Origin of the sequence: Bradyrhizobium elkanii WSM2783 (assembly GCF_000472865.1) — a bacterium.
Taxonomy (GTDB): Bacteria; Pseudomonadota; Alphaproteobacteria; order Rhizobiales; family Xanthobacteraceae; genus Bradyrhizobium; species Bradyrhizobium elkanii_A.
In genome coordinates this window covers 135,078-158,833 of the sequence record NZ_AXAP01000008.1, presented here as the reverse complement: position 1 = coordinate 158,833, position 23,756 = coordinate 135,078, and the positions used below count along the sequence as shown (strand labels likewise).

The window sequence follows — 23,756 nt, the reverse complement described above, 5'->3', positions numbered from 1 at the left end:
GTCCACTCGCATCTCCTTCGTCCCGGTTATTCATGACATGCCGCCTCACCGCGGCCTGGGGCTTAAGCATCGGCCGCAAGGAAAATAAGCAGTACGCTGTCTAATATACGGAGGCCGCGGTGATCCGCAATCGAATGATACTTTCGCCCTTCGGCTTTAGTTTGCAGATGCAGCGCTCGGGAAACGTCCCTGAGCTTATCGAAACCAAGTATTTCGATGGCATTATGCGTCCGCCCGTCATGACGCAAACCGGGCATTCCATACCCTCAACCACCACGGTCCTTCAGTTGGTGCAGCTTTTGCATCTTCAAAAATAGGATATATGCTGACTAATATGCTCCACGCATGGCCATAGATGGCGTAACCGACATGGTTCTTGGCGAACGGGATGTAATCCACCGGCGCGATATCCGCGGCCGCCCCGCACTCGCAAGCGACGGCATTTCTCACGCGAAGAAAGGATGGGGACTATGAATCGCCGCAAACTGCTCTTGGGCCTAGCGGGCGGGACCGCCGGCGCCGCACTCGCTGCACCGGCCATCGCCCAAACTCAACCGGCGGTCCGCTGGCGTATGGCCACCGGCTGGCCGAAGAGCCTCGATACGATTCACGGCTCGGCCGAAGACCTTTGCCGCCGCGTCGGCCAGCTCACCGAAGGCCGCTTCGAGATCCGCTGCTTCGCCGGCGGCGAAGTCGTCCCGGCGCTGCAGGTGCTCGACGCCGTGCAGAACGGCACCATCGAATGCGGGCATATTCTGTCCGCCAATTACATCGGCAAGAGCCCGACCTACGCGTTCGATGCCGGTTTGCCGTTCGGCCTGAATGCGCGGCAGCAGGCCGCCTGGCTGTATGAAGGCGGCGGCCTGCCGCTTGTTCGCGCCTTCTACAAGAAATCGAACGTCATCCCCTTCCCCGTCGGCAACGTCGGCACGCAGATGGGCGGCTTCTACCGGAAGGAGATCAACACCGTGCAGGATTTGCAGGGCCTGAAGATCCGCATCGGCGGACTTGGCGGCACCATTCTGCGCAAGCTCGGCGCCGTACCGCAGCAGCTGCCGCCGTCCGATATCTATTCGGCCCTGGAGCGCGGCACCATCGATGCGTCGGAATGGATCGGCCCATACGACGACGCCAAGCTCGGCCTGAACAAGGTCGCCAAGTTCTACTACGCCCCCGGATGGTGGGAAGGCAGCGCCGGCATCACCGCGCCGGTCAGCCTGCCCGCCTGGGAAGCCCTGCCTGAGCCGTTCAAGGTCGCGTTCGAGGCCGCGTGCAATGAGCAGATGATGTTCATGATCGCAAAGTATGACGCCCGCAATCCGGATGCGTTGCGGCGGATGATCGGGGAAGGCACGCAACTGCGGCTGTTCCCGCGCGCGGTTCTGGACGCGTGCTACAAGGCGAGCTTCGAGACGTTCGAAGAGATTGCCGCCAAGGACGCAGACTTCAAGACCATCTACGACCCCTGGAAGCGCTTTCTCGAAAGCTCCAATCCGTGGTTCCGAGTCGCAGAGCAGAGCCTCGACGCCTACCGCTTCACGCACGACATCCCGACGGCATCGCAATGATGCTGCACGCCCGGTGGCCACTGACGCTGCCGGGCGACGACCTTTGAGGTTCGCGGGAAGTCGGCGCGCTCACGGCGCCAGTGTGGGAGAGATCGATGCATGCCTTGCTCGCCTTTAGCCGGAAGATCGACGCCGCCAGCGCGGTATTCGGCCGCATCGCGGACTGGATGGTCGGTCTGTCATGTGCCATCAGCGCCGCGAATGCCATCATTCGCTACGGCTTCAGCTACAGCTCCAATGCATGGCTGGAAGCGCAGTGGTACATGCTCGCAGGTATAGTCATGCTCGGGGCGAGCCACACGCTGTTTCGCAACGAGCATGTCCGCGTCGACCTGCTCTATGGCAATTTCGGTCCGCGAACCCGGCTATATGTGGACATTTTCGGCATCATCTTCTTCCTGCTTCCGGCGACAATCCTGCTGACATGGATGACATGGCCGTTCTTCGTCACGAGCTGGGTGACCGAGGAAGGCTCGTCCAACGCGGGCGGACTGATGCGCTGGCCGGTGAAGCTGATCCTTCCGGTCGGCTTCCTACTGCTCACCCTTCAGGGCATGTCCGAACTGGTCAAACGCATCGCGCTGTTGCGCGGCGTGGCGCCCGAGACCGAGGTCATGACCGAATATCACCGTATGGAACAATGACCGCTTTCGCCGCACACATCCGATCCTCGAAAGAACTGTCCCGATGCTGACGGTGGCCCATATGCCGCCGCTAATGTTCGGCGGCCTTGTTCTGTTCCTGCTGATCGGCTTTCCGGTCGCCTTCTCGCTTGCGGCCGTTGGCTTGTTTTTTGGTTTCCTGTCGGTCGGATTGGGCTTTTTTTCCGAGGCCTATCTCGGAAACCTGCCGCTGCGCATCTTCGGCATCCTGTCCAACGATCTGCTGCTGGCTATTCCCTTCTTCACGCTGATGGGCGCGATCCTCGAACGCAGCGGCCTTGCCGAAGACCTTCTGGAGGGCACCGGCCAGTTGTTCGGCGGCGTGCCCGGGGGGCTCGCTTATGCGGTCATCATCGTCGGCGCCATCCTCGGTGCAATCACCGGAACCGTCGCCGCCTCGGTGATCGCCATGGGTATGATTTCGCTGCCGATCATGATCCGCTACGGCTACGACATGCGCATCGCGACCGGCGTGATCGCAGCCTCCGGAACGATCACGCAAGTCATACCGCCATCACTCGTACTCATCGTACTCGCCGACCAGCTCGGCCGATCCGTTGGCGACATGTATGCCGGCGCGATCGGACCTTCGATCCTTCAGGTGCTGCTTTTCCTGGCCTTCATCGCCGCCGTTTCGATCATTTCGCCGCAGCGCGTCCCGCCCTTGCCCAAAGAGGCGCGCGCGCAGCGTGGATGGGTGCTGGTGCGACGCGTCTTGTGGGGCATGGTACCGTCGATCGTCCTGATATTCGTGGTGCTCGGCACCATTTTCATGGGCCTCGCGACGCCGACGGAAGCCGGCGCCATGGGCGCGGTCGGCGCGGTCATTCTCGCCGCCTTGAACCGTCGACTAAGCTGGCCGCTGGTCAATCAGGCGATGCAGAACACCATGCGCATCACATCCATGGTGATCTTCATTCTGATTGGATCCACGGTATTCAGCCTGGTCTTCCAGGGCGTCGACGGCTCACGCTGGATTGAACACCTGCTGAGCCATGTGCCGGGCGGACAAGTCGGCTTTCTGATTTTCGTCAACATCTTCGTATTCTTCCTCGCCTTCTTCCTCGACTTTTTCGAGATCGCTTTCATCATCATTCCGCTGCTCGTGCCCGTCGCCGACAAGCTCGGCATCGACCTCGTCTGGTTCGGGGTACTGCTCTGCGTCAACATGCAGACGAGCTTCATGCACCCTCCCTTCGGGTTTGCGCTGTTCTACCTGCGCGGCATCGCTCCGAAGGAGGTGCTGTCGCGCGACATCTATCTCGGGGCGCTGCCATGGGTCGGATTGCAGCTCATCCTGGTAGCGATCGTGATCTTCTGGCCGGCGAGCGTCACCTATTGGATCGACAAGCGATCGAACGTCGACCCGGCTGCGATCCGCATCGAGCTGCCGAAAACCGACAGCGGTGACGGCGACATGTCGATAGTAAACTTCAAATAAGGTGGCTGCGCTCTTCTCCCGCATGGCGGCCGCTTGACAGCATGGGTTATATCGTCAGTATACCTCTCATTTAGAACCACTGACTTCAACGGCACATGCAGATCGATCTCCGCACCGGAAAGCACAGCATCGAGGACGCGATCTCCGACACGGTCAAGCGCTGCCAGCAGAGCCAGCCGACACTGAACGCCTTTGTCCGGATCGACCGCGACGGCGCGCTTGCCGCAGCGCGCACCCTCGATGCGAGCGGGGCAGCCGCCGGACCGCTCGCCGGTGTTCCGGTCAGCGTCAAGGACATCCTGAATGTCTGCGGCCTGCCGACGAACTGGGGTTCGCGGCTGATGCAGGACGCCGCTCCCGCCGCGGCGGATTCGCGCGGCTGCGCAAGGCCGGAGCAATCATCATCGGCAAGAGCACCACCACCGAATTCGCCCATACCATGATGGGCTCCTCGCCCCTGACCGGACTCACCATCAATCCCTGGAATCCGGCGGCGACGTGCGGAGGATCGAGCTGCGGCGGCGGGGTGTCCGTCGCCGCAGGCCTGGTACGCCTTGCGCTCACCACGGACGCGGGCGCATCGACGCGGCTGCCGGCCGCCTGCACAGGCGTGCTCGGACTGAAACCCACGCTCGGCCGTATCCCGCACGATCTCGTGCCGGAAGGGTTTGCCAACTTCATCCATCTCGGCATGATCACGCGCAGTGTCGCGGATATGGCGCTCGCGCTCGAAACCATGGCCGGCCCGGCGCCGAGCGATCCGCATTCGCTCGGCCTGCCGCGGTTCGACGCATCACAGATCAGCACGCAGGCAGCAAACCTCACCGGCAAGCGCATCGGCCTCATCATGCAGGTCGGTAACGCGCGCGTTAGCCGCGGGATGACCGAGACGATTCGGCGTGTTGCGAAGACGTTGGAGGGGTACGGCGCCTCCGTTACGGATATCGAATGGGCGATGGACAATCCGGAACCGACCTGGCGCATCCTTCAGCAGTCGAACTGGGCGGTGCGGCTTGGCAAGATCATCGACGAGGTCGAGGATAAGATCGAACCGAGCCTGGCCGAGGGCGTGCGCGTCGGTCTTTCCTATTCCGGACAGGACCTTCAGGGTGCGCTCAACAAGCGTACCGCGCTGTTCCGGCATGTGCAGAAGCTGTTTGATGGCTTCGACTTCCTGCTGACACCCGTCATGAGCCGGGAGCCGCTCGATGCGCTGCACAAGCCGCTCGATCCGATCAGCATCGACGGGGAGGTGGTCGGCGACATGCGGCGCGAATGGACGCCCTATCTCAGTCTGTTCGATCTGACCGGGCATCCCGCGATCAGCGTGCCCGCCGGCCTCTCGGACGGCGGTGTTCCGCTGGCGTTCCAGCTCGTCGCCCCTTGGTATGAGGAGGCCAGACTGCTCGGAGCCGTCGCATTCCATGAGCAGCACCACCCCTGGCAACTTCTCGACGCGCAGTGATGAGGTAAGGTGTCGGACCGAGCGCAGGGAGCATGACGCAGATGGCACACGACAACGACGGCGAAGGCATCGGCGCCCGGGCGCCCCGGAAAGAAGACGCCCGGCATCTACACGGCCGCGGCCAATTCACCGCCGACATTCGCATCCCGGGGATGTGCGAAGTCGCGTTCCTGCGCAGCCCGGTGGCGCACGCGCTCATCACCCGACAGAGCAAGCCGCAAGGCTCCGAGGATTGCGTCTTCTTTCACAGCGATCTCGCCGGAGTCGCGCCGATCACCACCCGCTCCTCCATTCCCGGCTACAAGGTCTCCGACTATCCCGCGCTGGCAAACGGACGCGTACGCTTTGTCGGCGAGATCGTGGCGATGTGCGTGGCCGACAACCGGGCGGCGGCGGAGGATCTCTGCGAGCTCGTCGACGTCGATTACGATGCAATCCCTGTGATTGCATCGAGCACCGCCGGCCGCCAACGCGAGGCGACGCTGCTGCATCGCGAATGGGGCGATAATCTCTTCCTCGAAACCAGCTTCGATCGCGACATGGACGGGATCGCCCGAACGGCGCCGATTAGCGTCGAGCTGGAACTGTCGACCGCCCGGCAAGTCATGCATCCGATGGAAGGCAAGGGCCTTGTTGCGTGGTGGGACCATCGCGCTGGGCAGCTTGTCGTGCATACCTCCACGCAGGTGCCGCATCTGATCCGCATCGGTCTGGCCGAATGTCTCGGCATTCCGCAGGCGATCGTGCGCGTGGCGCCGCCCGATGTCGGCGGCGGCTTCGGCTACAAATGCATGCTGATGCCGGAGGAGATCGCGGTGGCCTGGCTGGCGCTGACGCAGAAGCAGCCATTCCGCTGGATCGAGGACCGCCGCGAGCATCTGACCGCCGGCGCAAACGCGCGCCAGCACGAATACAAATTGAAGGCCTATGCCGACGCGCGCGGACGGCTGCTCGGTCTCGACGCCGAAGTGTCGGTCGATTGCGGCGCCTATTCGGTATGGCCATTCTCGGCCTGTCTCGAAGCCGCGCAGGCTGGCGGAAACCTGCCGGGCCCTTACGATCTCAAATCCTATCGCTGCAAAACCTATTCGGTCGCAACCAACAAGCCGCCTTTCGCTCCATACCGAGGCGTGGCGCGACCGGGCGTCTGCTTCGCGATCGAACTGACCATCGATGCCATCGCGAAGGCGGTTGGACGCGAGGCGTGGGAAGTGCGCATGGAAAATCTCGTCGCGGCCGCGGCGATGCCCTACACCAACATCACCAACAAGCATTACGACAGCGGCGACTACCCGGCTTCGCTTCTGGAAGTAAAACGCATGATCGATTTCGACGCGCGGCGCAAGCTGCCTGCACGCGACGACAAAGGCCGTTATCTCGGGATCGGCTTTGCGACCTATACAGAACAATCTGCGCACGGAACCAAGGTGTTTGCCGCCTGGGGGCTCCCGCTGGTGCCGGGCTTCGATCAGGCCCATGTCAAGCTCACGCCCGACGGCGCGCTCGAAGTCAAGGCCGGTATCCACACGATCGGACAAGGGCTCGAGACCACGCTGGCGCAGGTCGCGCACGAAATGACGCGCGTTCCGCTGAAGGATATCCGGGTTACGCTGGGCGACACCGCGACCACGCCTTTCTCCACGGGCGCCTATGCCTCGCGCGGTATCGTGATGACTGGCGGCGCGGTGTCACGCGCGGCGGACATCGTTGCCGGCCGCATCAAAGCCATCGCGGCGCATCTGCTGCAGGTCAAGCCGGACGATATCACTTTCCGCGAGGGCCGTATTTTCGGCGGCGCCGCGAATGTCTCCTATGCGGACGTTGGCCGCGCCTGGTACATCCGCCCCGACGAATTGCCTGACGATGTCGACCGCGCCGGCCTGGAAGCGACGGCCGCTTACAAGCCCGAGGTCGACAGCGGCGTCTTCTCCTATGCGAGCCACGCCGCCTATGTCGCCGTGGACGCCAGGACCGGTCTCGTGGAAATCCTCGACTACGCCATCGTCGAGGATTGCGGACGCATGGTGAACCCGATGATCGTCGAGGGACAAACCTTCGGCGGTGCGGCGCAGGGCGTAGGGACGGCGCTGTTTGAGGAGAGCCCCTATGACGACAATGGCCAGCCGCTGGCCTCGACCTTGATTGATTACCTGTTGCCGGGGCCGACCGAACTGCCGCGTTTCCGCATCCATCATATGGAAACACTGTCGCCCTATTCCGCGCATGGCATCAAGGGCGTCGGCGAAGGCGGCGCGATCGCGCCGTCAGCAGCGATCGTCAACGCCATTAACGATGCGCTTTCGCCGCTGAATGCCGTGCTGCGCGACATCCCGGCGACGCCGGAGCGCATTCTTGCCGCCATCGCGAAAGGCGGACGCGCCAACACCAGGGATGCGGCATGAAACCGGCGGTTCTGGATTACGAGCGGGCGCGGACGCTCGACGACGCGCTCGAGTGGCTCGCCGCCGGCGATGGACAGGTCAAGGTGTTCGCCGGCGGCCAGTCGCTTGGGCCCATGCTAAATCTGCGCCTCGCGCGCCCGGCCAAACTCATCGATATCAGACACATCCCGCAATTGCGCGCGATCGAGGCGGACAGCCGCATGTTCTCGCTCGGCGCGACCTGGACGCATGCCGAGATCGAAGACGGCACGCTCGAAGACCCGACGCGCGGGCTTCTGCCTTTCGTCGCCCGCGGCATCGCCTATCGCGCGGTGCGCAATCGCGGCACAGTGGGCGGCAGCCTTTCGCACGCCGATCCAGCAGCGGACTGGGTGTCCACGATGGCCGCGATCGGAGCCATCATCGAAATCCGCAGCGCCATAGCCCCAGCGCGATCCGTCGTAGCGCACGACTTCCTGCGTGGCGCATTCACGCCGCAACTTGCGGCGGAGGACATCCTGTGCGCCGTGCAGATCCCGCGATTCTCCCCCGATATGCGTTGGGGCTATTACAAGGTCTGCCGCAAGACCGGCGAGTTCGCCAAGGCGATCGGCGCATGCGTCGTCGACCCGAGGCTGGACATCTGCCGCGTCGTCGCTGGTGCCCTGAATGGCCGCCCGCTGCTGTTGTCGCGCACGGCCGCAGCGTTACAGCAGGACGGCACGGACAAGGCCACCGCCCTTGTCCGCGACGAGATCGAGGACATGCTCGCTACGCTCGACGTCGCACATCGGCAGCAACTCGCCGTGGCTGTGGAGCGTAGCCTGGCGCAGCTCAACGATCCGCGGAGATCCTGACATGCTAGCGATCGATATCTCGCTTTCGGTGAATGGCCGATCGGTGCGCACCAGCGCGGAGCCGCGCACGCAATTGCTAGAATTGCTGCGCGAAGATCTCAACCTGACCGGCGCGCATGCCGGTTGCGAACAGGGCGTCTGCGGTGCCTGCACAGTGGTTGTCGACGGCAAGCCGCAGCGCTCTTGCATCAGCTATGCCGGAGACGCCGATGGCGCCTCGGTGACGACGATCGAGGGATTCGACAACGATCCGCTCATGGGTGAGCTGCGTGCCGCGTTCACCAGGCATCACGGCCTGCAATGCGGCTTCTGCACGCCCGGCATGCTGATCACGGCACGTGATATCGTGGTTCGCCTTGGCGAGGTTACGCCGGCGCGCATCCGCGAGGAACTCTCGGGCAATCTGTGCCGCTGTACCGGCTATGTCGGCATCGTCGAGGCGATCCTAGAGGTCAGCGCAGGCAAGCAGCCGGCCGCAACTGTCGCTCCCGCCGTAGCCACCGCGGTCCGAACCGCCGCGCCAGCGGCCGAATTCGTGGAGCAGGCTATTTCACCAGCCAAGAGACCTGCTTCCGCAAGTGTCGCGGCCACGCCGTCACGGCAAGGATGGACCTCGATCCAACAGCGGCTTCAGATCGCCTCGTCACCGGCCGAAGTATGGACGAAGCTCACTGATCTGAAACAGGTCGCAACCTGCCTGCCCGGCGCGGAAATCACGACCATTGACGGCGACCACATCGAAGGCCGCATGCACATGGCGCTGGGGCCGATGAAAGTTGCGTTCAAGGGCGACGGCAATGTTACCCTGGATGCGACGGCCCGTCAGGGCCGCATGACCGGTCGCGGACGCGACACTGGATCTGGATCGAGCGCCGAGGGCGAAGTCGAATGGCACGTGTTGCCTGGCGACGCCGATCCGGCTGCCGCGAGCACCCTGGCCGTCACTTTGTCATGGCGTTTGAGCGGCCGGCTGGCGCAGTTCAATCGCGCGGGTCTGGTGCAGGACGTTGTGCAGCGCCTGACGTCTGACTTCACGGCCAATCTCGAACGCTCACTGAAGGGCGAAACGGCTTCGTCGGACCTATTCAAGCCAATCAGCTTCTGGTCCCTGGCGTGGGCCATCCTGAAGGGCCGCCTGACCGGACGGCGCTGATCATCGCGATCGGGAGATCGACCTCACCTTCACCATCTGCAGTACCAACCTGCAGGAAATCGTCGGTTGACGTAGGAAATCGCTGCCTGTGTAGCGGGGGGCGACTCGAAGGACAAGAATTCAACTCCCTCCACAATGGGACTGTCCGCCAGGAACGTTTCACCTGCGCGGCCGTACGGCGAGCCGTTGATTGCCACGACCTCAATCGAGAAGCGGCACATGGTTCGGCTCCGTTGCATCTCCGTCATTCGGCACGAGGCCGCGCTGGCGCTCACAGATAGGATTTCGGCAACAGCATATGGATGCCCTTGTTGCCGTCGACGAGCTGGGTGACCCGCAGATTTCCGGCAAGCGAGCAGAGCATATAGGCCTGGTTGCGAGACAGGTTGGTGCGCGCGCAGATATGCTTGACCATCTCGCGCACCGCGTGCTTCGCGGCATCGTCGAGATCCTCATCGAGGCCGATCGACATCAGATGCGTCGAACTCTCGGCAAACGGCCATGACAGCTCCATGTCCTTACGCACCGTCAGGCGGAACGTGCCGGTCACGCCAGTTTCGAGCGCGGTAATGCAGACCTCGCCATCGCCCTGCACGCCATGTCCGTCGCCGGCGAAGAACAGCGCGCCTTCATTGTAGACCGGCAGATAGAGCGTCGTGCCGGGACGAAGCTCCTTATTGTCCATGTTGCCACCGAAGCTGCGCGGTACCGGCGAGCCGCAACGGCCCCAGGCCGCCGGCGGCGCGGTGGCAATGATGCCGAAGAACGGGTCAAGCGGGATCTCGAGACCCCAGGGCATCACGCAGACATTGCGTTCATGATCGACCTTCGGATGAATCGTTTCGTATTCCGTGAACTCGTCCGGCAAGGTACCCAGCAGCGGCAAGATCGACACGAAGCCCCAGTCCTGCCGCACCTTCACGCTGAGAATGTCGACCTGGAGGACATCGCCGGGCCTCGCACCCTTCACGTACACCGGGCCTGTGATGAAATGCGGGCCGGGTCCCTGAGCCAGCGTGTCCAGCGCCAGCAGATAGTCGGCCGGCACGATGCTGCGATCCTCCGGCAGGCACTCCTTTCCACCGGCGGGGAAGGAATGCAGCGTGACAGTGTCGCCGGACGCGACCTCCAGAACCGGCGGCGTGGTGCTGTCGAGATAGCCCCAGACCATGTTCTCGGGTGCGGAGGAAATTTCATGACGGCGCGACATGGGCTTGCTTTCTTGTTGTGATGTTAGATGGCGATGTGGCGACTTAACAACTCGCGGCTCGACTGATCCATGCGGCCCGCTTCGACTACCGAGCCGCGCGACAGCACGACGAACGCGTCGGCAAGGCTGACGGCGAAGTCGAGATATTGCTCGACCAGAAGCAGCGAGATCCTGCCCTTGAACGAGGCCAGCACATCCTTGATCGCGGCCACGAGATTGGGCTGGATCCCTTCGGTCGGCTCGTCGAGGATCAAAAGGCCAGGCCTCGTGACGAGCGCGCGGGCGATCGCAAGCTGCTGCTGCTGTCCACCGGAGAGCGCGCCGCCGGCGCGTCGCCACATCTGACTGAGCACGGGAAACAGCGCGACAGTTTCGTCCACGACATCCGTTCCGAACGTGCCGTGCGCACGGGCCGCAGCCTCGATGTTCTCGCCGACCGTGAGCTCGGAGAAGATCTCGCGGCCTTGCGGCACGTAGGCCAGTCCGGCGGCCGAGCGCCGATGCGACGACCAGTCCGATATCTCAGTGTCGTCGACCAGCACGCGGCCTCGTGACGCCGGCAGAACGCCCATCAGGCATTTCAGCAGTGTGGTCTTTCCCGCGCCGTTGCGACCGAGCACGGCAAGACACTCGCCGGGCATGATCTCGAAGCCCACCTTGCGCAGAACCTGCGCGCTGCCGTAATGCTGATCGAGGTTCTCGACGCGGAAGCGCATGCCTATCGTCCCAGATAGACGTCGATGACGCGCGCGTCCGCCCTTGCATTCGCCATCGAGCCCTCGAACAACGTCTTTCCTTCGTGCAGGACCGTGACGCGATCGGCGATCTGCTCGACGAAATCCATGTCGTGCTCGACCACGACGATGGCACGATCGGCGCGCTTGAGACTTCGCACGAGAGCGGCCGTGCGTTCGGTCTCTTCGTCTGTCAAGCCTGCGACCGGCTCGTCCAGCATCAGCACGGACGGGTTTGACGCCAGGACCATGCCGATCTCCAGCCACTGCTTCTGTCCATGTGCGAGTTCGGATGCGGAGCGATTGGCCAGGGCCAACAGGCCGACAGCATCCAGAACCTCTGCGACGCGTTGATCGAGTTCGGCTCTCGAGAGAGACCATTTCAGGCCGCCCTGCGCACCGATCTCGATGTGCTGGCGTACGTTCAGGCCCTCGAAGATGCTCGGCTTCTGGAATTTCCGCCGGATGCCCGCACGGGCGATCTGGGATTCACCGGCGCGCAGCACATCGGTGGCGTCGCCAAAGATCACCCGGCCCTTCTTGGGTTGCGTGATGCCGGAGATCACGTCCAGCAACGTCGTTTTGCCCGCGCCGTTCGGCCCGATCACCGCCCGGACCTCGCCGAAATCGATCGCCAGCGACAGCGTATCGATGGCACGAAAGCTGCCGAACTCGACCGTCACCGCGTCGATCACCAGCGCGGTCCCGCTCACCGGTTCAGCTCCGCCGGTTCGGAAGACAGCCGTGAGATCAGCGGGCGATGAAGCCTGAACCCGGCGAGATCGACGAGCCCGTTCGGGAATACGAACACGACGAGCACGATGAGCCCCGAAAGGATGAACGGCCAGAGCTCGGGCGCGGCAGCCGACAGCCAGAACTTGATCGCATTGACCAGCACCGCGCCGATGACGGCGCCGATCAGGTGCCCTCGTCCGCCGATCGCGACCCAGACCGCGATTTCGAGCGACAGATCGGGCGCGAGCAGCCGGGGATTGATGATGCCGACCTGCGGCACATAGAGCATGCCGGCGAGTGCCGCAATCAGCGCCGATAGGCACCAGACGGCGAGCTTCAACAATAAGGTGTCATAGCCGAGCGTGCGCAGCCTCACCTCGTCGTCCCGCGCCGCGATCATGAGCATGCCGAAGCGGCTCTGCAGCAGCAGGCGGCAGCCGAGCATCGTCAAGGCAAGGACAACGACCGAGATCGCCGCGATCGAGATGACGACGCCGCGCGAGCCGATCGGCCAACCGAAGATGACGGCGAACCCGGTCATGCCATTGTTGCCGCCGAAGCCAGTATCGTTGCGGAACATCAGCAGCATCGCGACATAGACCAGCGCCTGGGTGATGATCGCGAAATAGACACCGCCAACCCGGGAGCGGAACGACACGTAGCCGAACACGCCGGAGATCAGGAGAGTCACGGCAACAGCGACAAGCGCAGCATAGACAAAGTAGCCAAAGCCCGCCCAATAGAACGGGAACGCCGTCCAGCCCATGAACTGCATGAAGTCCGGCACCTTGCCGGTGACCTCGAATGAATGCTTGAGGAGATACATCGCGACGACATAACCGCCGATGCCGAAGAACAGCCCGTGTCCGAGCGAGAGGATACCGAGATAGCCCCAGATCAGATCGAGCGACAGCGCCAGCACCGCGAAGGCCGCGAGTTGCCCGATGGCATTGGCGAGATAAGCGGACAAGCCGAATGGAACCGCAATGGACGTGACCAGCGACAGCGCTACCGCAAGCACTGCAGCCAACACAGCCAGGAACGGCCGGTCCGACCAGATTGAGCTCATTTCCGGCGTCCCTTGATGGCGAACAGGCCTTCCGGCCGCCATTGCAGGAAACCGATGATCATCAGGAGCACGATGACCTTGGCCGCAACCGCGCCCCACAGCGGCTCGATCAGCACATTGATCTGTCCGATGCCAAGGGCTGCGACGATGGTGCCGGCGATCGTGCCGACGCCGCCGAGCACCACCACCATGAAGCTGTCGATGACAAAGTTCTGTCCCATCTGCGGATTGACGCTGTAGATTGGCGCAAGCGCCAACCCTGCCAATCCTGCAAGTCCCGAACCAAGTCCGAACGCCAGCATGTCGACGCGGCGCACGGCGATGCCAATACAGCCGGCCATGGTCCGATTCTGGGTCACGGCCCGGATGTTCAGCCCCAGCGGGGTCAGGCGCATCAAGCCCCAGGTCAGGCCAAGCGTGACCACCGCAAACGCGATCGCAAACATGCGGTTCCAGGTAAAGATGAAATCACCGATCACGGGCACCCCGCCGGTGACGTAGAACGGAGTGACGAATTGGAGGTTCTGTGTGCCGAAGGTCACGCGCACCAGATTGATCAGGAACAGGCTGACCGCCCAGGTCGCAAGCAGGCTCATCAGCGGACGGCGATAGAGATGGCGCAGAAGGATCGCTTCCAGCACGATGCCAATCGCAGCGGTCACCAGGAAGACAGCGGGAATCGCAATGATGAGATACCACTGCAGCAGGCCGGGCGCGATCAGCCGCAAGGCTTCCTGCACCAGCCAGGTGATATAGCCGCCGAGCATGATGAACTCGCCTTGCGCGAGATTGATTACGCCCATCAGGCCGAAGATGACCGCAAGCCCGATCGCGGCCATGAACAGGATGCTCGCGAAGCTCAGGCCGTTGTAAAGCGTGGCGAGCATGTCGCCGATCGTGATGCCTCGACGGATCGCTGCGCTCGCCGCATCGACGGCGCGCCTGAAGTCGGTATTCGCGCCGTAGGCGGGATCGTTTGTCAGCGGTCCTACCAGCGCCAGCGCGCGCCGGTCCGGACTGGACGCGACGCGGCCAATCGCGGCGATGCGCTTGTCCATGTCGGGTGAGTTCAAAGCGGCTCCCTGCGCAACTGCCGAGATCTGCGCTTTCAGTCCAGGATTGCTCTCGTCGCGGCCGGCTGCCTCGAACAGTTGCTCGGGCAGATTCGAGGCCTGCCGTTCCAGCGTGCGCAGGGCTGCAGCGCGGCGCGCGGGATCCGGCGAGCTACGCAAAGCGAGCGCCGCGTCGGCTGTCTCAAACATCGCTCTGTTCTTCAGGCTAAGCAGTGGCGAGCGGCTGCCGTCGGCGGCGCTCCGTGCCGCCCGCGTCAGCGCGTCAACGGACCCGTCAGCCGAGGCGATGACGGCGCCCGTGGCATCGCAGGACAGTTTCCGATCCATCACGCTGCGTGGAATCAGCGCGGCCCAGGCGCGATCGTCGGGGGAGCCCTCCGCCGCAATGTCGATCATTGCGCGACCTGCCTCCCCCATCGCCGCCGCGTCGCCGCACACTTTGCCGATCAGATCGGCCCGCTCCATAGCATGAGCGGTCGAGCACCACGCGACAACGAGCACCCACAACACAAGCGCAAGGCTACGAATCATGCGCGACCATCCGAGCAAAGCCGACGGTCCAGGCGAGCCTGCGATCACGGATCAACTGTAAGGGCTGAACGGAACAGGTTTTGGCGTGTCCTTGGACTGCCAAAGAATGTCAAAGCCCTGCTTCTCGTTGACCGAACCGATGAAGACGCCACGCGAGACATAGTTGTTGTCGGCCGTCATCGAGAGCTTGTATCCGGACGGACAATCGAAGGAGAGACCCGCGAAAGCCTTCGTCACCTCCGGCACATCGAACGAATTGGCCTTGGCTGCCGCCATGGCCCAGAGGTGAACCGCATCATAGGCCGAGACCATCGGATCGATGGCGACGTCCGCCTTGAACGGCACGTTGTTGGCCTTCACGTAATCGGCCCACTGCTTGAGGAAAGCCGTATTCGCCGGCGCCTTGGCGTTCTGCAGATAAGCCCAGCAATTGAGATGGCCGACCAGCGGCTCCGTGTTGAGACCTTCGAGATCGGCTTCGACCATGTCGAGCCCGAGCACCGGTACGTCGGTCGCCTTGATCCCCTGATTGGCGAATTCGCGCAGGAAGTCCGGGATTGACGAACCAACCACCGTCAGCACCACGATCGGCTTGCCGCCGCCCGCGTCCGCGAAGGCGCGGATCTGGTTGACCAGCGTCTGGAAGTTGGAGAAGCCAAGCGGGACGTACTCTTCCTTCCAGGCGCTCTCGGCGATGCCCTTGGACTTCCAGTAACCCTTGAGCTGCTTGTTGATCGTACGCGGCCAGACGTAATCCGAGCCGAGCATGAAGAAGCGCTTGGCGCTGACACCGTCTTCGCTCATCAGATAATCGACCGCCGGCAGCACCGAGCTCGCGGGTGGCGAATTGACATAGACGACGTTCTTCGAATTCTCGTCACCCTCGAAATGCAGCGGGTAGAACAGCAGCCCGTTGGCCTGCTCAACCGCGGGAAGCACGGTTTTGCGCGAGACCGAGGTCCAGCAGCCGAACAGTGCTGCAACCTTGTCCTGGTCGAGCATCTGCTTGCCAATCTGCGCGTAGAGCGGCCAGTCGGAGGCGGGATCGGAGACCATGACCTCGATGGTGCGGCCGTTGACGCCCCCCTTCGCGTTGATTTCCGACGCCGCCATCTTCACGACGTGATTCAAGCGGCCCTCGATGTTGGCCATCGTCCCCGACGACGAAAACAGGCAGCCGAGCCTGACCGTGCCGCCGGCTGCACTTGCGGAACGCACGATTGCCGGCATAGCGACCGACGTCGTCAGTGCCGCCGCCGCGCCAAGTCCAGTTCCGCGAAGAAACGAACGCCGTGAAAACCTTGCCATGGATCGGACCTCTGCTCTCCGAGTGCTGTCCGATTTCAAATCATGGCATTTGGTCAGGCAACGCCAAATAGTATTCAGGTGTGCTCAAGCGCTCGGCAAGGACTTTGCTTCTCGAATCGTGATGTCACTTTTGCCATTTAGGATGTTACCTTTGCCTCGCGGGGCGACCGCAATGACGCAATGTGCGCAACACCCGCGATGCATCAAACGGCGTTGCCGTCATGCCGGCAGCGCAAGCATCGCGTCTCTATCAAATGGCTGAAATCTATGCGATATGCCCGTAATCGGTCACGTATGAGGGTCCACGCCGATGCGCCGCTCACAGCACACTGAACACGAAATTTTATTCCTGCTCGAAGAGGCAGATGCCGGCATTTCGATTGCCGAAATTTGTAGCACGGCCCGTGTCTCGCTGCGGACCTTCTATCGTTGGCGCAAACGTTATGGCGGTCTCACCTCGCCCGCCCTTCGTCATCTGCGGGAGCTTGAGATCGAGAACCAGCGCCTGCGCACCATGCTCGACAAGCTGTCGGAGAACCGCCACGACGGCCGCGCGAGAGCAACGCTGGACAAAATCCCGCGTCAGGATTTCGGCTCGAGCCAGGCGTCGGTGGAAGCTGCAGAGCAGTCGCGCGGCGCCTGCCTGGGTCGTTTTGCCTCGATCCGCTACATGCGCTGACGCCTTCAAACGAGGCGGCATTTCGCTGATTTCGAACAACAATTTTGGCCCGCCCGGTATGGCTGGACGGTTGCCAAGCCGCTGGTGAGCAGCTTTGTTGCGATCGAAAGCTGAGCAGATCCGTTCGTTCCCCTGCCAGCGCTGGAGAGTATTTCATGATGACGGCGAAGCAACCCGCGAAACAATCCGATCGGGACGTCTGGCGCGTCGGCGTGCTTTTTTCGCGTACCGGTTCGATGGCGGTCTTGGAAGCCGAGCATTTCTTCGACACGGCGCTCGCCATCCAGGAGATCAACGAAGCTGGCGGCATCCATCCTCGGTCGCGAGATCGAAGTCGTCGCCTACGATCCCGGCTCGAACCCCGAAACCTATCGCAAGATGGCCGACCGACTGCGGGAGGGCGCTCGGCTGTTCGAATGGCGCAACCGTAGCGCCAGGCCCGGTCAGATCCGGGACGGACGATGGCTCATAGGAATGGGCATGGCGGCAGCGACGCGCCGGCCCGCGCGGGATTTGCGCGATCTGGAGTGCAAGCGGCAGCAGTTATAGCGCTACCCCGGCCACGAGATAGCCGACGACGCCGAAGCCGAGCTTCATGACGACGTCGAGATAGGAGTTCGGCACCGAGTAGCCGCCACTACATAGATGATCGCGATCAGGGGCGCGATGATGACAAACGGAATCCGCATCAAGCCGGCGAATATCGGAACGGTGAGCAGCGCCAGCGCGACGGCGACCACGTTGCAGCCGAGTATCAGGTCAGGCAGCTCTGGTTGCATCTGAAATACGATACTCCGACAAAGACGGGAACTACGTGACGAAAAGAGTTCGGCGAACCGTCAATTGTTCCCGTCCGGGATGGACGAACCGCGGTCAACGTTCCGCAGTGACCTTGTCGCCGTGCAACTTCGCCCGCCAGGTGCCTTGCTCAACCATCTCCGCGATCAAATCCGCCATGATACGGGCCACCGCTTCGCTGCCCCGAGCGTTCATGGTCCGCTGCGAAACCACCACCGCGAGAGTCCATGAGGGCACCGGGTCGACGATGGGAATTGCAACCATCTCGCCTCGCTTGAGCTCATCGGTGAACGCAAAATGCGGCATGACGGCCATGTAGTTGGCGTCGCACACCAGCTTGCTGATTGCAGGCAGGCTGTCGCAGTCCTTGACCGTGAGCGTCACATCGTGACGCGCCGCGAGTTGCTCAATCACCACGCGCAACACGTTTGGCCGCCCAGGCAGCGCGATACGATCGCCTGCGAAGACCTTCCTGAACGGGACCGATTTCCGCCTGGCCATCGGACTGTCCTTGGCGACGAACAGCATCAGGTCCTCGGTCATCATCTCGGTCCAGGCGACATGCTCGAACGCCTTGTGATTGTACAGGAGAGCTACGTCGAGCCTACCTGCCTGGATCAATTCGTCCAGGAAGCCGGTCATGGCCTCGACGAGATGCAGCGTGACGTTCGGAAGCCGTCTTGCCATCACCTCGAATAGCGGCAATGAAAGTCCTCTCGCCGCTGATGTCGGGAGCCCGACGGAGACACGTCCCGACGGCGCAAGCGTCTGCGAACGCACGTTCTTCTTGGCGTGGTCGACTTCGTCGAGGATGCGTCGGGCGTGATCATAAAGTTGCTGGCCGCGCTCGGTAGCCGTGACCCCGCGCGCATGCCGCACGAGCAATTCGACGCCGAGTTCCTCTTCCAGTTGCTTGATCTGTTGACTGAGGGAAGGCTGGGCGATGCGCAGCACCTCGGCCGCGCGCGAAACATTGCCGCTCTCGAATATCTGCACGAAGTATCGAAGCTGGCGGAGATCCATCGCGGCGGAGACGCTTCAATATGTCACTGCTGTCCTGCTCTCAAATTGAGCATCAGCGAAAACTATTGCCTAGCAGAAGATATAGCGCATTAAAATCAATCATTTCCCCGCCGTCAAGCTGCTTGAAACGAGAGCACGCAAGGCGACATAGGTTTTTCCTATATCAGACCATTGGAATTTGATCTTTGTTCTCGAAGTTCTTTTCTCGTTAGCTGCCGACAAGAAGGGGCGTTTTTTCAGCAAAAAGGCATCGGAGATCAGTTATGACTTCGCGAATTGGGGTTGGCGCCGGGCTCGCGGCGGTGACGATGATGAGTTTGTTATCGGCGGTGGCGGTTGCCGAGCAGATGCCTTGCATTGGCAATTCTTCAGCCACGACCGGCCCCGCAGCCTTCGGCGGGCAGGCCATCAAGATGGGAGCCGAGATCGCGATCGAGGAGATCAACGGGAAGGGCGGCGTGCTTGGAAAGAAGCTCAGCTTCATTCAGTACGACGATGCCGGCGCGCCGCCTCGCGGCGTCGACAATACCCGCCGCATCGCGCTGGCCGACAAATGCATTGCTATCCTCGGCGGCTACCACTCGACGGTCGCCGTAGCGCAAGCCGAACCGGTCAATGACATCGGCATTCCCTATGTCGGCGTGCTCGCGGCCAATACGAAAGCGATCGAAAATGGCCGCAACCCGAACTTCATGTTCCGTGTCTCCGCCAAGGACAAGTGGGTCGCGCGCTATCTTGTCGACCAGGCGCTGAAAGCCTCGAAGTCGGGCAAGGTCGCATTCTTTTATGAGAATACCGGCTGGGGCAATGGCGCGATCGCCGACGTGAAGGATGCGATGGCGAAGAAAGGCAAGGAGCTGGCCGCAGCCGAGACCTTCAACTGGGGCGACCAGGACATGTCGCCGCAGGTTATCCGCGCGCGCGACGCGGGCGCCGACGTCGCGCTGTTCTGGGCGCTCGACCGCGAGGGAAACCAGATCCTGCGCTCGATGGACAAGGTCGGCTGGAAACCTACCATCATCGGCGCGTGGGGTATTGCCGGCAACCTCGGAGAACTGGCCGGGCCGCTCGCCAACGGCGTCGAGGTGATCCAGACCTATACTTTCATGGGGTCAATGGACGCAAAGAAGCTGGCGCTCTGGGACAAGGTCAAGGCCAAATACGGCCTCAAGGATCCCGCTGAGATCAAGATGGGTTCCGGCGTCGCCAACGCCTATGATGCTGTCCACATCATCGCCAGGGCGATCGAAAAGGCACAATCCTACGATTGGGAGAAGGTTCGCCAGGCCCTCTATACCGTGGACTACGACGGCCTGGTCGCCGAATATAAGCCGGCCTTCGACGCGTCCGATCCCGAACGTCAGGATGCAATCCTGCCAAAGTACTACAAGCTCACAGTGTGGGTTGACGGGAAGCTGTTGCCGATCGAGCAGACGGCTTACGGCAAGACAAACTGACGACAGACACTTCCAGCGTTGCGGACTCCGCCTGAGCACCCGCAACGCTGGCTGCCGTGACCAGCATCAATCAACATCGTGATCGCGCTGCGAATGGCATCGGCCAAACACGCTACGATTGCCTTCGATAACGAGCGCAAATCGACCGCGCCGCGTCCAACCGGCCGATTTGATCGCAAGCCGCGAGTCCAGCAGTGACGACGACCATCCAATACATCCTGTCGGGCCTTGCCATCGGCGGCATCTATGCGCTCGTCGCACTCGGCTTCCACATCATGTGGTCGGCGGCGAAGGCGGTAAACTTTGCGCATGGCGACACGCTCATGCTGGGGGCCGTGGTCGCGGTGATCGGCGTCGATCAGGGCGTGCCGATGCCCCTCGCCTGTCTTCTCGGTATCGCCGCCGGCGGCATATTCGGCATTCTGCTGGAACGATTTGCGGTCCGTCCGTTCGTGGGTGCGGCGACGTCGGTCGGCTGGATGCTGACCACGTTGGCTGTCGGGGTCATGACCGAGGCGCTCGCAACCCTGCAGTTTGGTGGATTCTCGCGGCCGCTGCCATCGCCCGGCGTGGCAGGCGCCGTTCATATCCTTGGAGCGGGCGTTTACCCCCAGGAACTCTTCATTCCCGTTTTTGCCGTGGCCGTCGTGATTGGCCTCAAGCTGCTGCAGCGGCACACGCTGGTCGGCCGTGCCATGCAGGCCGTCGCCCACAACAAGCAGGCAGCCGCCCTGATGGGCATCAACGTCAACCGCATCACGGCACTCTCGTTCGGCCTCGCATCCCTGTTTGGCGCGGCCGCCGGAATCCTCGTCGCGCCGGTGATCCAGGTATCAGCCAGCATGGGCGCGATCCTGGGCTTGAAGGGTTTCGCGGTCGCCATCATCGGCGGCATCACCAGCGCGCCGGGCGTTGTCATCGCCGGTTTCGCGTTCGGCGTGATGGAGAAGTTCGTTGAGGGTTATGTCTCGACGGCTGCCCGCGAGATCGTCGGCTTCAGCGTGATGATTCTGGTCTTGCTCGCGTTCCCGCAAGGCCTGTTCGGCAAGCGTGAGGTTCTCAAGGTATGAGGCACCTCAACGCGACCGGCTTCCTCGTCTTCGGTCTCGTCCTGATCGCGGTTCCGCTTCAGGCCGCCAACGAATACGAACTACGCCTGTTCATGCTGTTCCTGATCTATGGCCTGATTGCAGCCGGACTGAACGTTCTTGTCGGACTAAGCGGTCTGGTTTCACTGGGGCAAGCCGGTTTCTTCGCGCTCGGTTCATACACCGCGGCGATCCTCGCGACGCGGCTGCATTTTGATGTCGTCGCTTGCTGCATCAGCGCGGCCGTCGTCTGCAGTCTCTTCGGCGCCCTGCTCGCCTATCCATCGGTGCGCGTGCGCGGCGTCTATCTCGCGGTGGTGACCATTGCCTTCGGCATCATCGTCGAAAACGTTGCAATCGAATGGCAGTCTCTCACCGGAGGCACAACAGGACTGACGTCCATACCCCGACCGAATCTTTTCGGCATCAAACTGTCCGGCTTCGCCTTCTACTGGGTCCTGGCGGGAGCTCTGTTCGTCGCGGTCCTGCTCATCCACCATCTGCGATATTCGCGATATGGACGCGCAATGCTTGCCGTCGCCCAAAGCGAAACTGCGGCACGCGCGCTCGGCATCAACCCAACCGCCATCCGCACGCTCTCCTTTGCCGTGGCATCAGTGACCGCGGGAATTGCCGGCGCGCTGTACGCCTTCCTGAACTCCTACATCTCGCCGGACATCTTCACGTTCTCCGACAGCGTGCGCTTCCTTTTGATGGTGATCCTCGGCGGCGCGGGATCTACCTTCGGCGGCGTCATCGGCGCGTACATTCTGACCTACCTGCCGGAATATCTTCAGCAGTTTCAGGTTTGGCAGAGATTCGCCTATGGCGCGCTGTTGCTGCTGGTGATGTTCGTCATGCCTCTCGGCATCGTCGGGACGCTGCGCTCGCTGTTCGACCGTCTCCGCCCGCCCGATCCCGCTCCGGCATCGTCGGAAGGCGTTCCAGCCGAGAAGAGCTTGCATCATGAAGCCCGCGAGCTTCCGGCGGAACTCGTTGCAGGCGATTTGACCGTGCGGTTCGGTGGCTTGATGGCCCTGTCGAAGGTCTCCTTGCGGGTCAAGGGCGGCGAAATACACGCGCTGATCGGCCCCAATGGCGCAGGCAAGTCCACCTTCGTCAACACGGTTTCCGGCTTTTACCAGCCGAACGAGGGATGGTTCGAACTGGATGGGATCGGGCTGACGGCACGCCGTTCATACGACGTTGCGAGGCTCGGGCTGGCGAGAACCTTTCAGAACACCGAGTTGTTCGGTGACTTGAGTGTGCTCGACAATGTAATGGTCGGCTACCACCAGCGCCTGCGCTACGGACTCGCCGGCGCGTTGCTGCGCACGCCGAGGATGCGGCACGACGAGCGTGAATGCCGAGCGGCCGCCATCGGCCTGTTGGATTTCGTCGGACTGTTGCCGCAAGCCAATGATACAGCGCGGCACTTGCCGTTCGGCCTGCAGCGCCGGCTGGAGATCGCACGCGCACTCGCGACCAAGCCCCGACTTCTGCTGCTTGATGAGCCGGCGGCCGGCCTCACTTCCCAAGAGATCGACGATCTCGAGGCGATGATACGCCGCATCGCGAGCCTCGGCATTTCGGTGCTGTTGATCGAACATCATGTCGACCTGATCATGGCGCTCGCTGACACCGTAACCGTGCTCGACTATGGGCAGGTGATCGCAAGCGACACGCCGGCCACAGTTCAGAACGACCCACGCGTGATCGAGGCCTATTTCGGAACGTCGCTCTCGCATGCGCGACCGCAAGAGGCAAGGGCATGAGCGAGGCGCTGCTCGACGTCCGCGACATGGAGTTGCGCTACGGTGCGGCCATTGCGGTGCGTGGCGTATCGTTCACGATCAGCCGCGGCCAGTTTGTCGCGGTAATCGGCAATAACGGCGCCGGAAAATCGTCGATGGTGCGCGGCGCAACCGGTCTGGTCCGGCCGTCCGCCGGACAGGTCTACTTCCGTGGCGAGGACACCGCTCACCTGAGTGCCGACCGCAAGGTTGCCCGTGGGCTTGTGATGGTCCCGGAAGGGCGGCTGCTGTTTCCGGACCAGACGGTGAAGGATAATCTCATTCTTGGAGCCTATCTGCGCGGCGGCCTGAAGGACGAGGCTTCGCGCGCGACGTTCGAAAAGGTTCTCGAGCTGTTTCCGCGATTGAACGAGCGATTGCAGCAGCAGGCGGGCAGCATGTCCGGCGGCGAGCAGCAGATGCTCGCGATTGCCCGCGGCCTCATGGCACGGCCTGAGCTTCTCATCATCGACGAACTGTCACTCGGTCTGGCGCCGAAGATCGTCGATCAATTGTTGGCGACGCTCAGCAAGCTCAACCGGGAAGGCCTGACCATACTGCTCGTCGAGCAGCTTGCTTCGCATGCGCTCGCGGTCGCCGATTACGGATTCGTGGTGTCCAACGGACGCATCACGCGCCAGGGCCCGAGTTGCGAACTCGCCCGCGACCCCGAGGTGATGGAAGCATTCCTCGGCAAGAAGAAGCGTTCTTAACCCCAAAGCCTAAGGAGT

The 23,756-nt window shown here is 62.5% G+C and carries 21 protein-coding genes and 2 pseudogenes; 14 read left to right on the top strand and 9 right to left on the bottom strand.

Annotated features, from left to right (window positions below; genetic code table 11):
* The first annotated feature begins 119 nt into the window (after window positions 1–119).
* The 8 genes and pseudogenes from YY7_RS0110420 to YY7_RS0110380 all read left to right on the top strand — a co-directional run bounded on the left by YY7_RS0110420 (window position 120) and on the right by YY7_RS0110380 (window position 9,527).
* Window positions 120–317, top strand: a complete 198-nt coding sequence (locus tag YY7_RS0110420; protein ID WP_155255113.1) for a hypothetical protein — start codon at window positions 120–122, stop codon at window positions 315–317.
* A 153-nt stretch (window positions 318–470) separates the two neighbouring features.
* On the top strand, window positions 471–1,568 hold the full coding sequence (locus YY7_RS0110415) for a TRAP transporter substrate-binding protein (protein ID WP_028163180.1): 1,098 nt from the start codon (window positions 471–473) through the stop codon (window positions 1,566–1,568).
* A 95-nt stretch (window positions 1,569–1,663) separates the two neighbouring features.
* Complete coding sequence (locus tag YY7_RS0110410) at window positions 1,664–2,212, top strand: TRAP transporter small permease subunit (RefSeq protein ID WP_028163179.1); 549 nt, start codon at window positions 1,664–1,666, stop codon at window positions 2,210–2,212.
* A gap of 43 nt (window positions 2,213–2,255) precedes the next feature.
* Window positions 2,256–3,671 carry a TRAP transporter large permease gene (locus tag YY7_RS0110405; RefSeq protein WP_028163178.1) on the top strand — a complete coding sequence of 472 codons (1,416 nt, stop codon included), beginning with the start codon at window positions 2,256–2,258 and terminating at the stop codon, window positions 3,669–3,671.
* 95 nt (window positions 3,672–3,766) lie between these two features.
* Window positions 3,767–5,136 (top strand): annotated as a pseudogene (locus tag YY7_RS0110395) (amidase).
* Between the two features lie 41 nt (window positions 5,137–5,177).
* On the top strand, window positions 5,178–7,538 hold the full coding sequence (locus YY7_RS0110390; RefSeq protein ID WP_028163175.1) for a xanthine dehydrogenase family protein molybdopterin-binding subunit: 2,361 nt from the start codon (window positions 5,178–5,180) through the stop codon (window positions 7,536–7,538).
* Window positions 7,535–8,374, top strand: a complete 840-nt coding sequence (locus YY7_RS0110385; RefSeq protein WP_028163174.1) for an FAD binding domain-containing protein — start codon at window positions 7,535–7,537, stop codon at window positions 8,372–8,374. Before YY7_RS0110390 ends, YY7_RS0110385 begins: the two co-directional genes overlap by 4 nt.
* A 1-nt stretch (window position 8,375) precedes the next feature.
* Complete coding sequence (locus tag YY7_RS0110380) at window positions 8,376–9,527, top strand: xanthine dehydrogenase family Fe-S subunit (RefSeq protein ID WP_028163173.1); 1,152 nt, start codon at window positions 8,376–8,378, stop codon at window positions 9,525–9,527.
* 271 nt (window positions 9,528–9,798) lie between these two features.
* Here the strand turns inward: YY7_RS0110380 and YY7_RS0110375 are convergent, their stop codons facing one another.
* From YY7_RS0110375 to YY7_RS51290, 6 genes are read right to left on the bottom strand one after another with little or no spacing between them, the layout of a single operon-like run.
* The gene (locus tag YY7_RS0110375; RefSeq protein WP_028163172.1) at window positions 9,799–10,737 is read right to left on the bottom strand and encodes an acetamidase/formamidase family protein; all 939 of its coding nucleotides are present in this window, start codon (window positions 10,735–10,737) and stop codon (window positions 9,799–9,801) included.
* 23 nt (window positions 10,738–10,760) lie between these two features.
* Window positions 10,761–11,453 (bottom strand): urea ABC transporter ATP-binding subunit UrtE, encoded by a 693-nt coding sequence (gene urtE / locus YY7_RS0110370; RefSeq protein ID WP_028163171.1) that lies wholly within the window; start codon window positions 11,451–11,453, stop codon window positions 10,761–10,763.
* 2 nt (window positions 11,454–11,455) lie between these two features.
* Window positions 11,456–12,184 carry an ABC transporter ATP-binding protein gene (locus tag YY7_RS0110365; RefSeq protein WP_028163170.1) on the bottom strand — a complete coding sequence of 243 codons (729 nt, stop codon included), beginning with the start codon at window positions 12,182–12,184 and terminating at the stop codon, window positions 11,456–11,458.
* A complete protein-coding gene (gene urtC / locus YY7_RS0110360; protein WP_028163169.1) occupies window positions 12,181–13,275 on the bottom strand; it encodes an urea ABC transporter permease subunit UrtC in 1,095 nt (364 codons plus the stop codon). Before urtC ends, YY7_RS0110365 begins: the two co-directional genes overlap by 4 nt.
* A complete protein-coding gene (gene urtB / locus YY7_RS0110355; protein WP_028163168.1) occupies window positions 13,272–14,879 on the bottom strand; it encodes an urea ABC transporter permease subunit UrtB in 1,608 nt (535 codons plus the stop codon). The genes urtC and urtB overlap by 4 nt, the downstream gene beginning before the upstream one ends.
* Before the next feature lie 51 nt (window positions 14,880–14,930).
* Window positions 14,931–16,187, bottom strand: a complete 1,257-nt coding sequence (locus tag YY7_RS51290) for a transporter substrate-binding protein (protein WP_051396640.1) — start codon at window positions 16,185–16,187, stop codon at window positions 14,931–14,933.
* 310 nt (window positions 16,188–16,497) lie between these two features.
* Between YY7_RS51290 and YY7_RS65010 the strand changes: the two genes are divergently transcribed.
* A complete protein-coding gene (locus YY7_RS65010) occupies window positions 16,498–16,866 on the top strand; it encodes a transposase (protein ID WP_028163167.1) in 369 nt (122 codons plus the stop codon).
* A gap of 5 nt (window positions 16,867–16,871) precedes the next feature.
* Here the strand turns inward: YY7_RS65010 and YY7_RS65005 are convergent, their stop codons facing one another.
* Window positions 16,872–17,180: a hypothetical protein gene (locus tag YY7_RS65005; RefSeq protein WP_245287250.1), complete on the bottom strand. Its 309-nt coding sequence runs from the start codon at window positions 17,178–17,180 to the stop codon at window positions 16,872–16,874.
* Between YY7_RS65005 and YY7_RS63010 the strand changes: the two genes are divergently transcribed.
* Window positions 17,103–17,297, top strand: a complete 195-nt coding sequence (locus YY7_RS63010) for a hypothetical protein (protein ID WP_245287249.1) — start codon at window positions 17,103–17,105, stop codon at window positions 17,295–17,297. The two genes, YY7_RS65005 and YY7_RS63010, sit on opposite strands and share 78 nt — an antisense overlap.
* Before the next feature lie 133 nt (window positions 17,298–17,430).
* Here the strand turns inward: YY7_RS63010 and YY7_RS60190 are convergent.
* Together YY7_RS60190 and YY7_RS0110325 are read right to left on the bottom strand one after the other, a co-directional pair.
* A pseudogene (locus tag YY7_RS60190) lies at window positions 17,431–17,609 on the bottom strand (tripartite tricarboxylate transporter permease); the annotation flags it as partial.
* Window positions 17,610–17,739: 130 nt separating this feature from the next.
* Window positions 17,740–18,687 carry a LysR family transcriptional regulator gene (locus YY7_RS0110325; RefSeq protein WP_028163166.1) on the bottom strand — a complete coding sequence of 316 codons (948 nt, stop codon included), beginning with the start codon at window positions 18,685–18,687 and terminating at the stop codon, window positions 17,740–17,742.
* Between the two features lie 311 nt (window positions 18,688–18,998).
* Here YY7_RS0110325 and YY7_RS0110320 point away from each other — a divergent pair, with 311 nt between their 5' ends.
* From YY7_RS0110320 to YY7_RS0110300, 4 genes are all read left to right on the top strand, one after another.
* Window positions 18,999–20,144 (top strand): ABC transporter substrate-binding protein, encoded by a 1,146-nt coding sequence (locus YY7_RS0110320; protein WP_245287248.1) that lies wholly within the window; start codon window positions 18,999–19,001, stop codon window positions 20,142–20,144.
* A 194-nt stretch (window positions 20,145–20,338) separates the two neighbouring features.
* Window positions 20,339–21,214, top strand: coding sequence for a branched-chain amino acid ABC transporter permease (locus YY7_RS0110310; protein WP_028163164.1), 876 nt, complete (start codon window positions 20,339–20,341; stop codon window positions 21,212–21,214).
* The gene (locus YY7_RS0110305; protein WP_028163163.1) at window positions 21,211–23,007 is read left to right on the top strand and encodes a branched-chain amino acid ABC transporter ATP-binding protein/permease; all 1,797 of its coding nucleotides are present in this window, start codon (window positions 21,211–21,213) and stop codon (window positions 23,005–23,007) included. The genes YY7_RS0110310 and YY7_RS0110305 overlap by 4 nt, the downstream gene beginning before the upstream one ends.
* Window positions 23,004–23,738, top strand: a complete 735-nt coding sequence (locus YY7_RS0110300) for an ABC transporter ATP-binding protein (RefSeq protein WP_028163162.1) — start codon at window positions 23,004–23,006, stop codon at window positions 23,736–23,738. The genes YY7_RS0110305 and YY7_RS0110300 overlap by 4 nt, the downstream gene beginning before the upstream one ends.
* The last annotated feature ends 18 nt before the right edge of the window (window positions 23,739–23,756 follow it).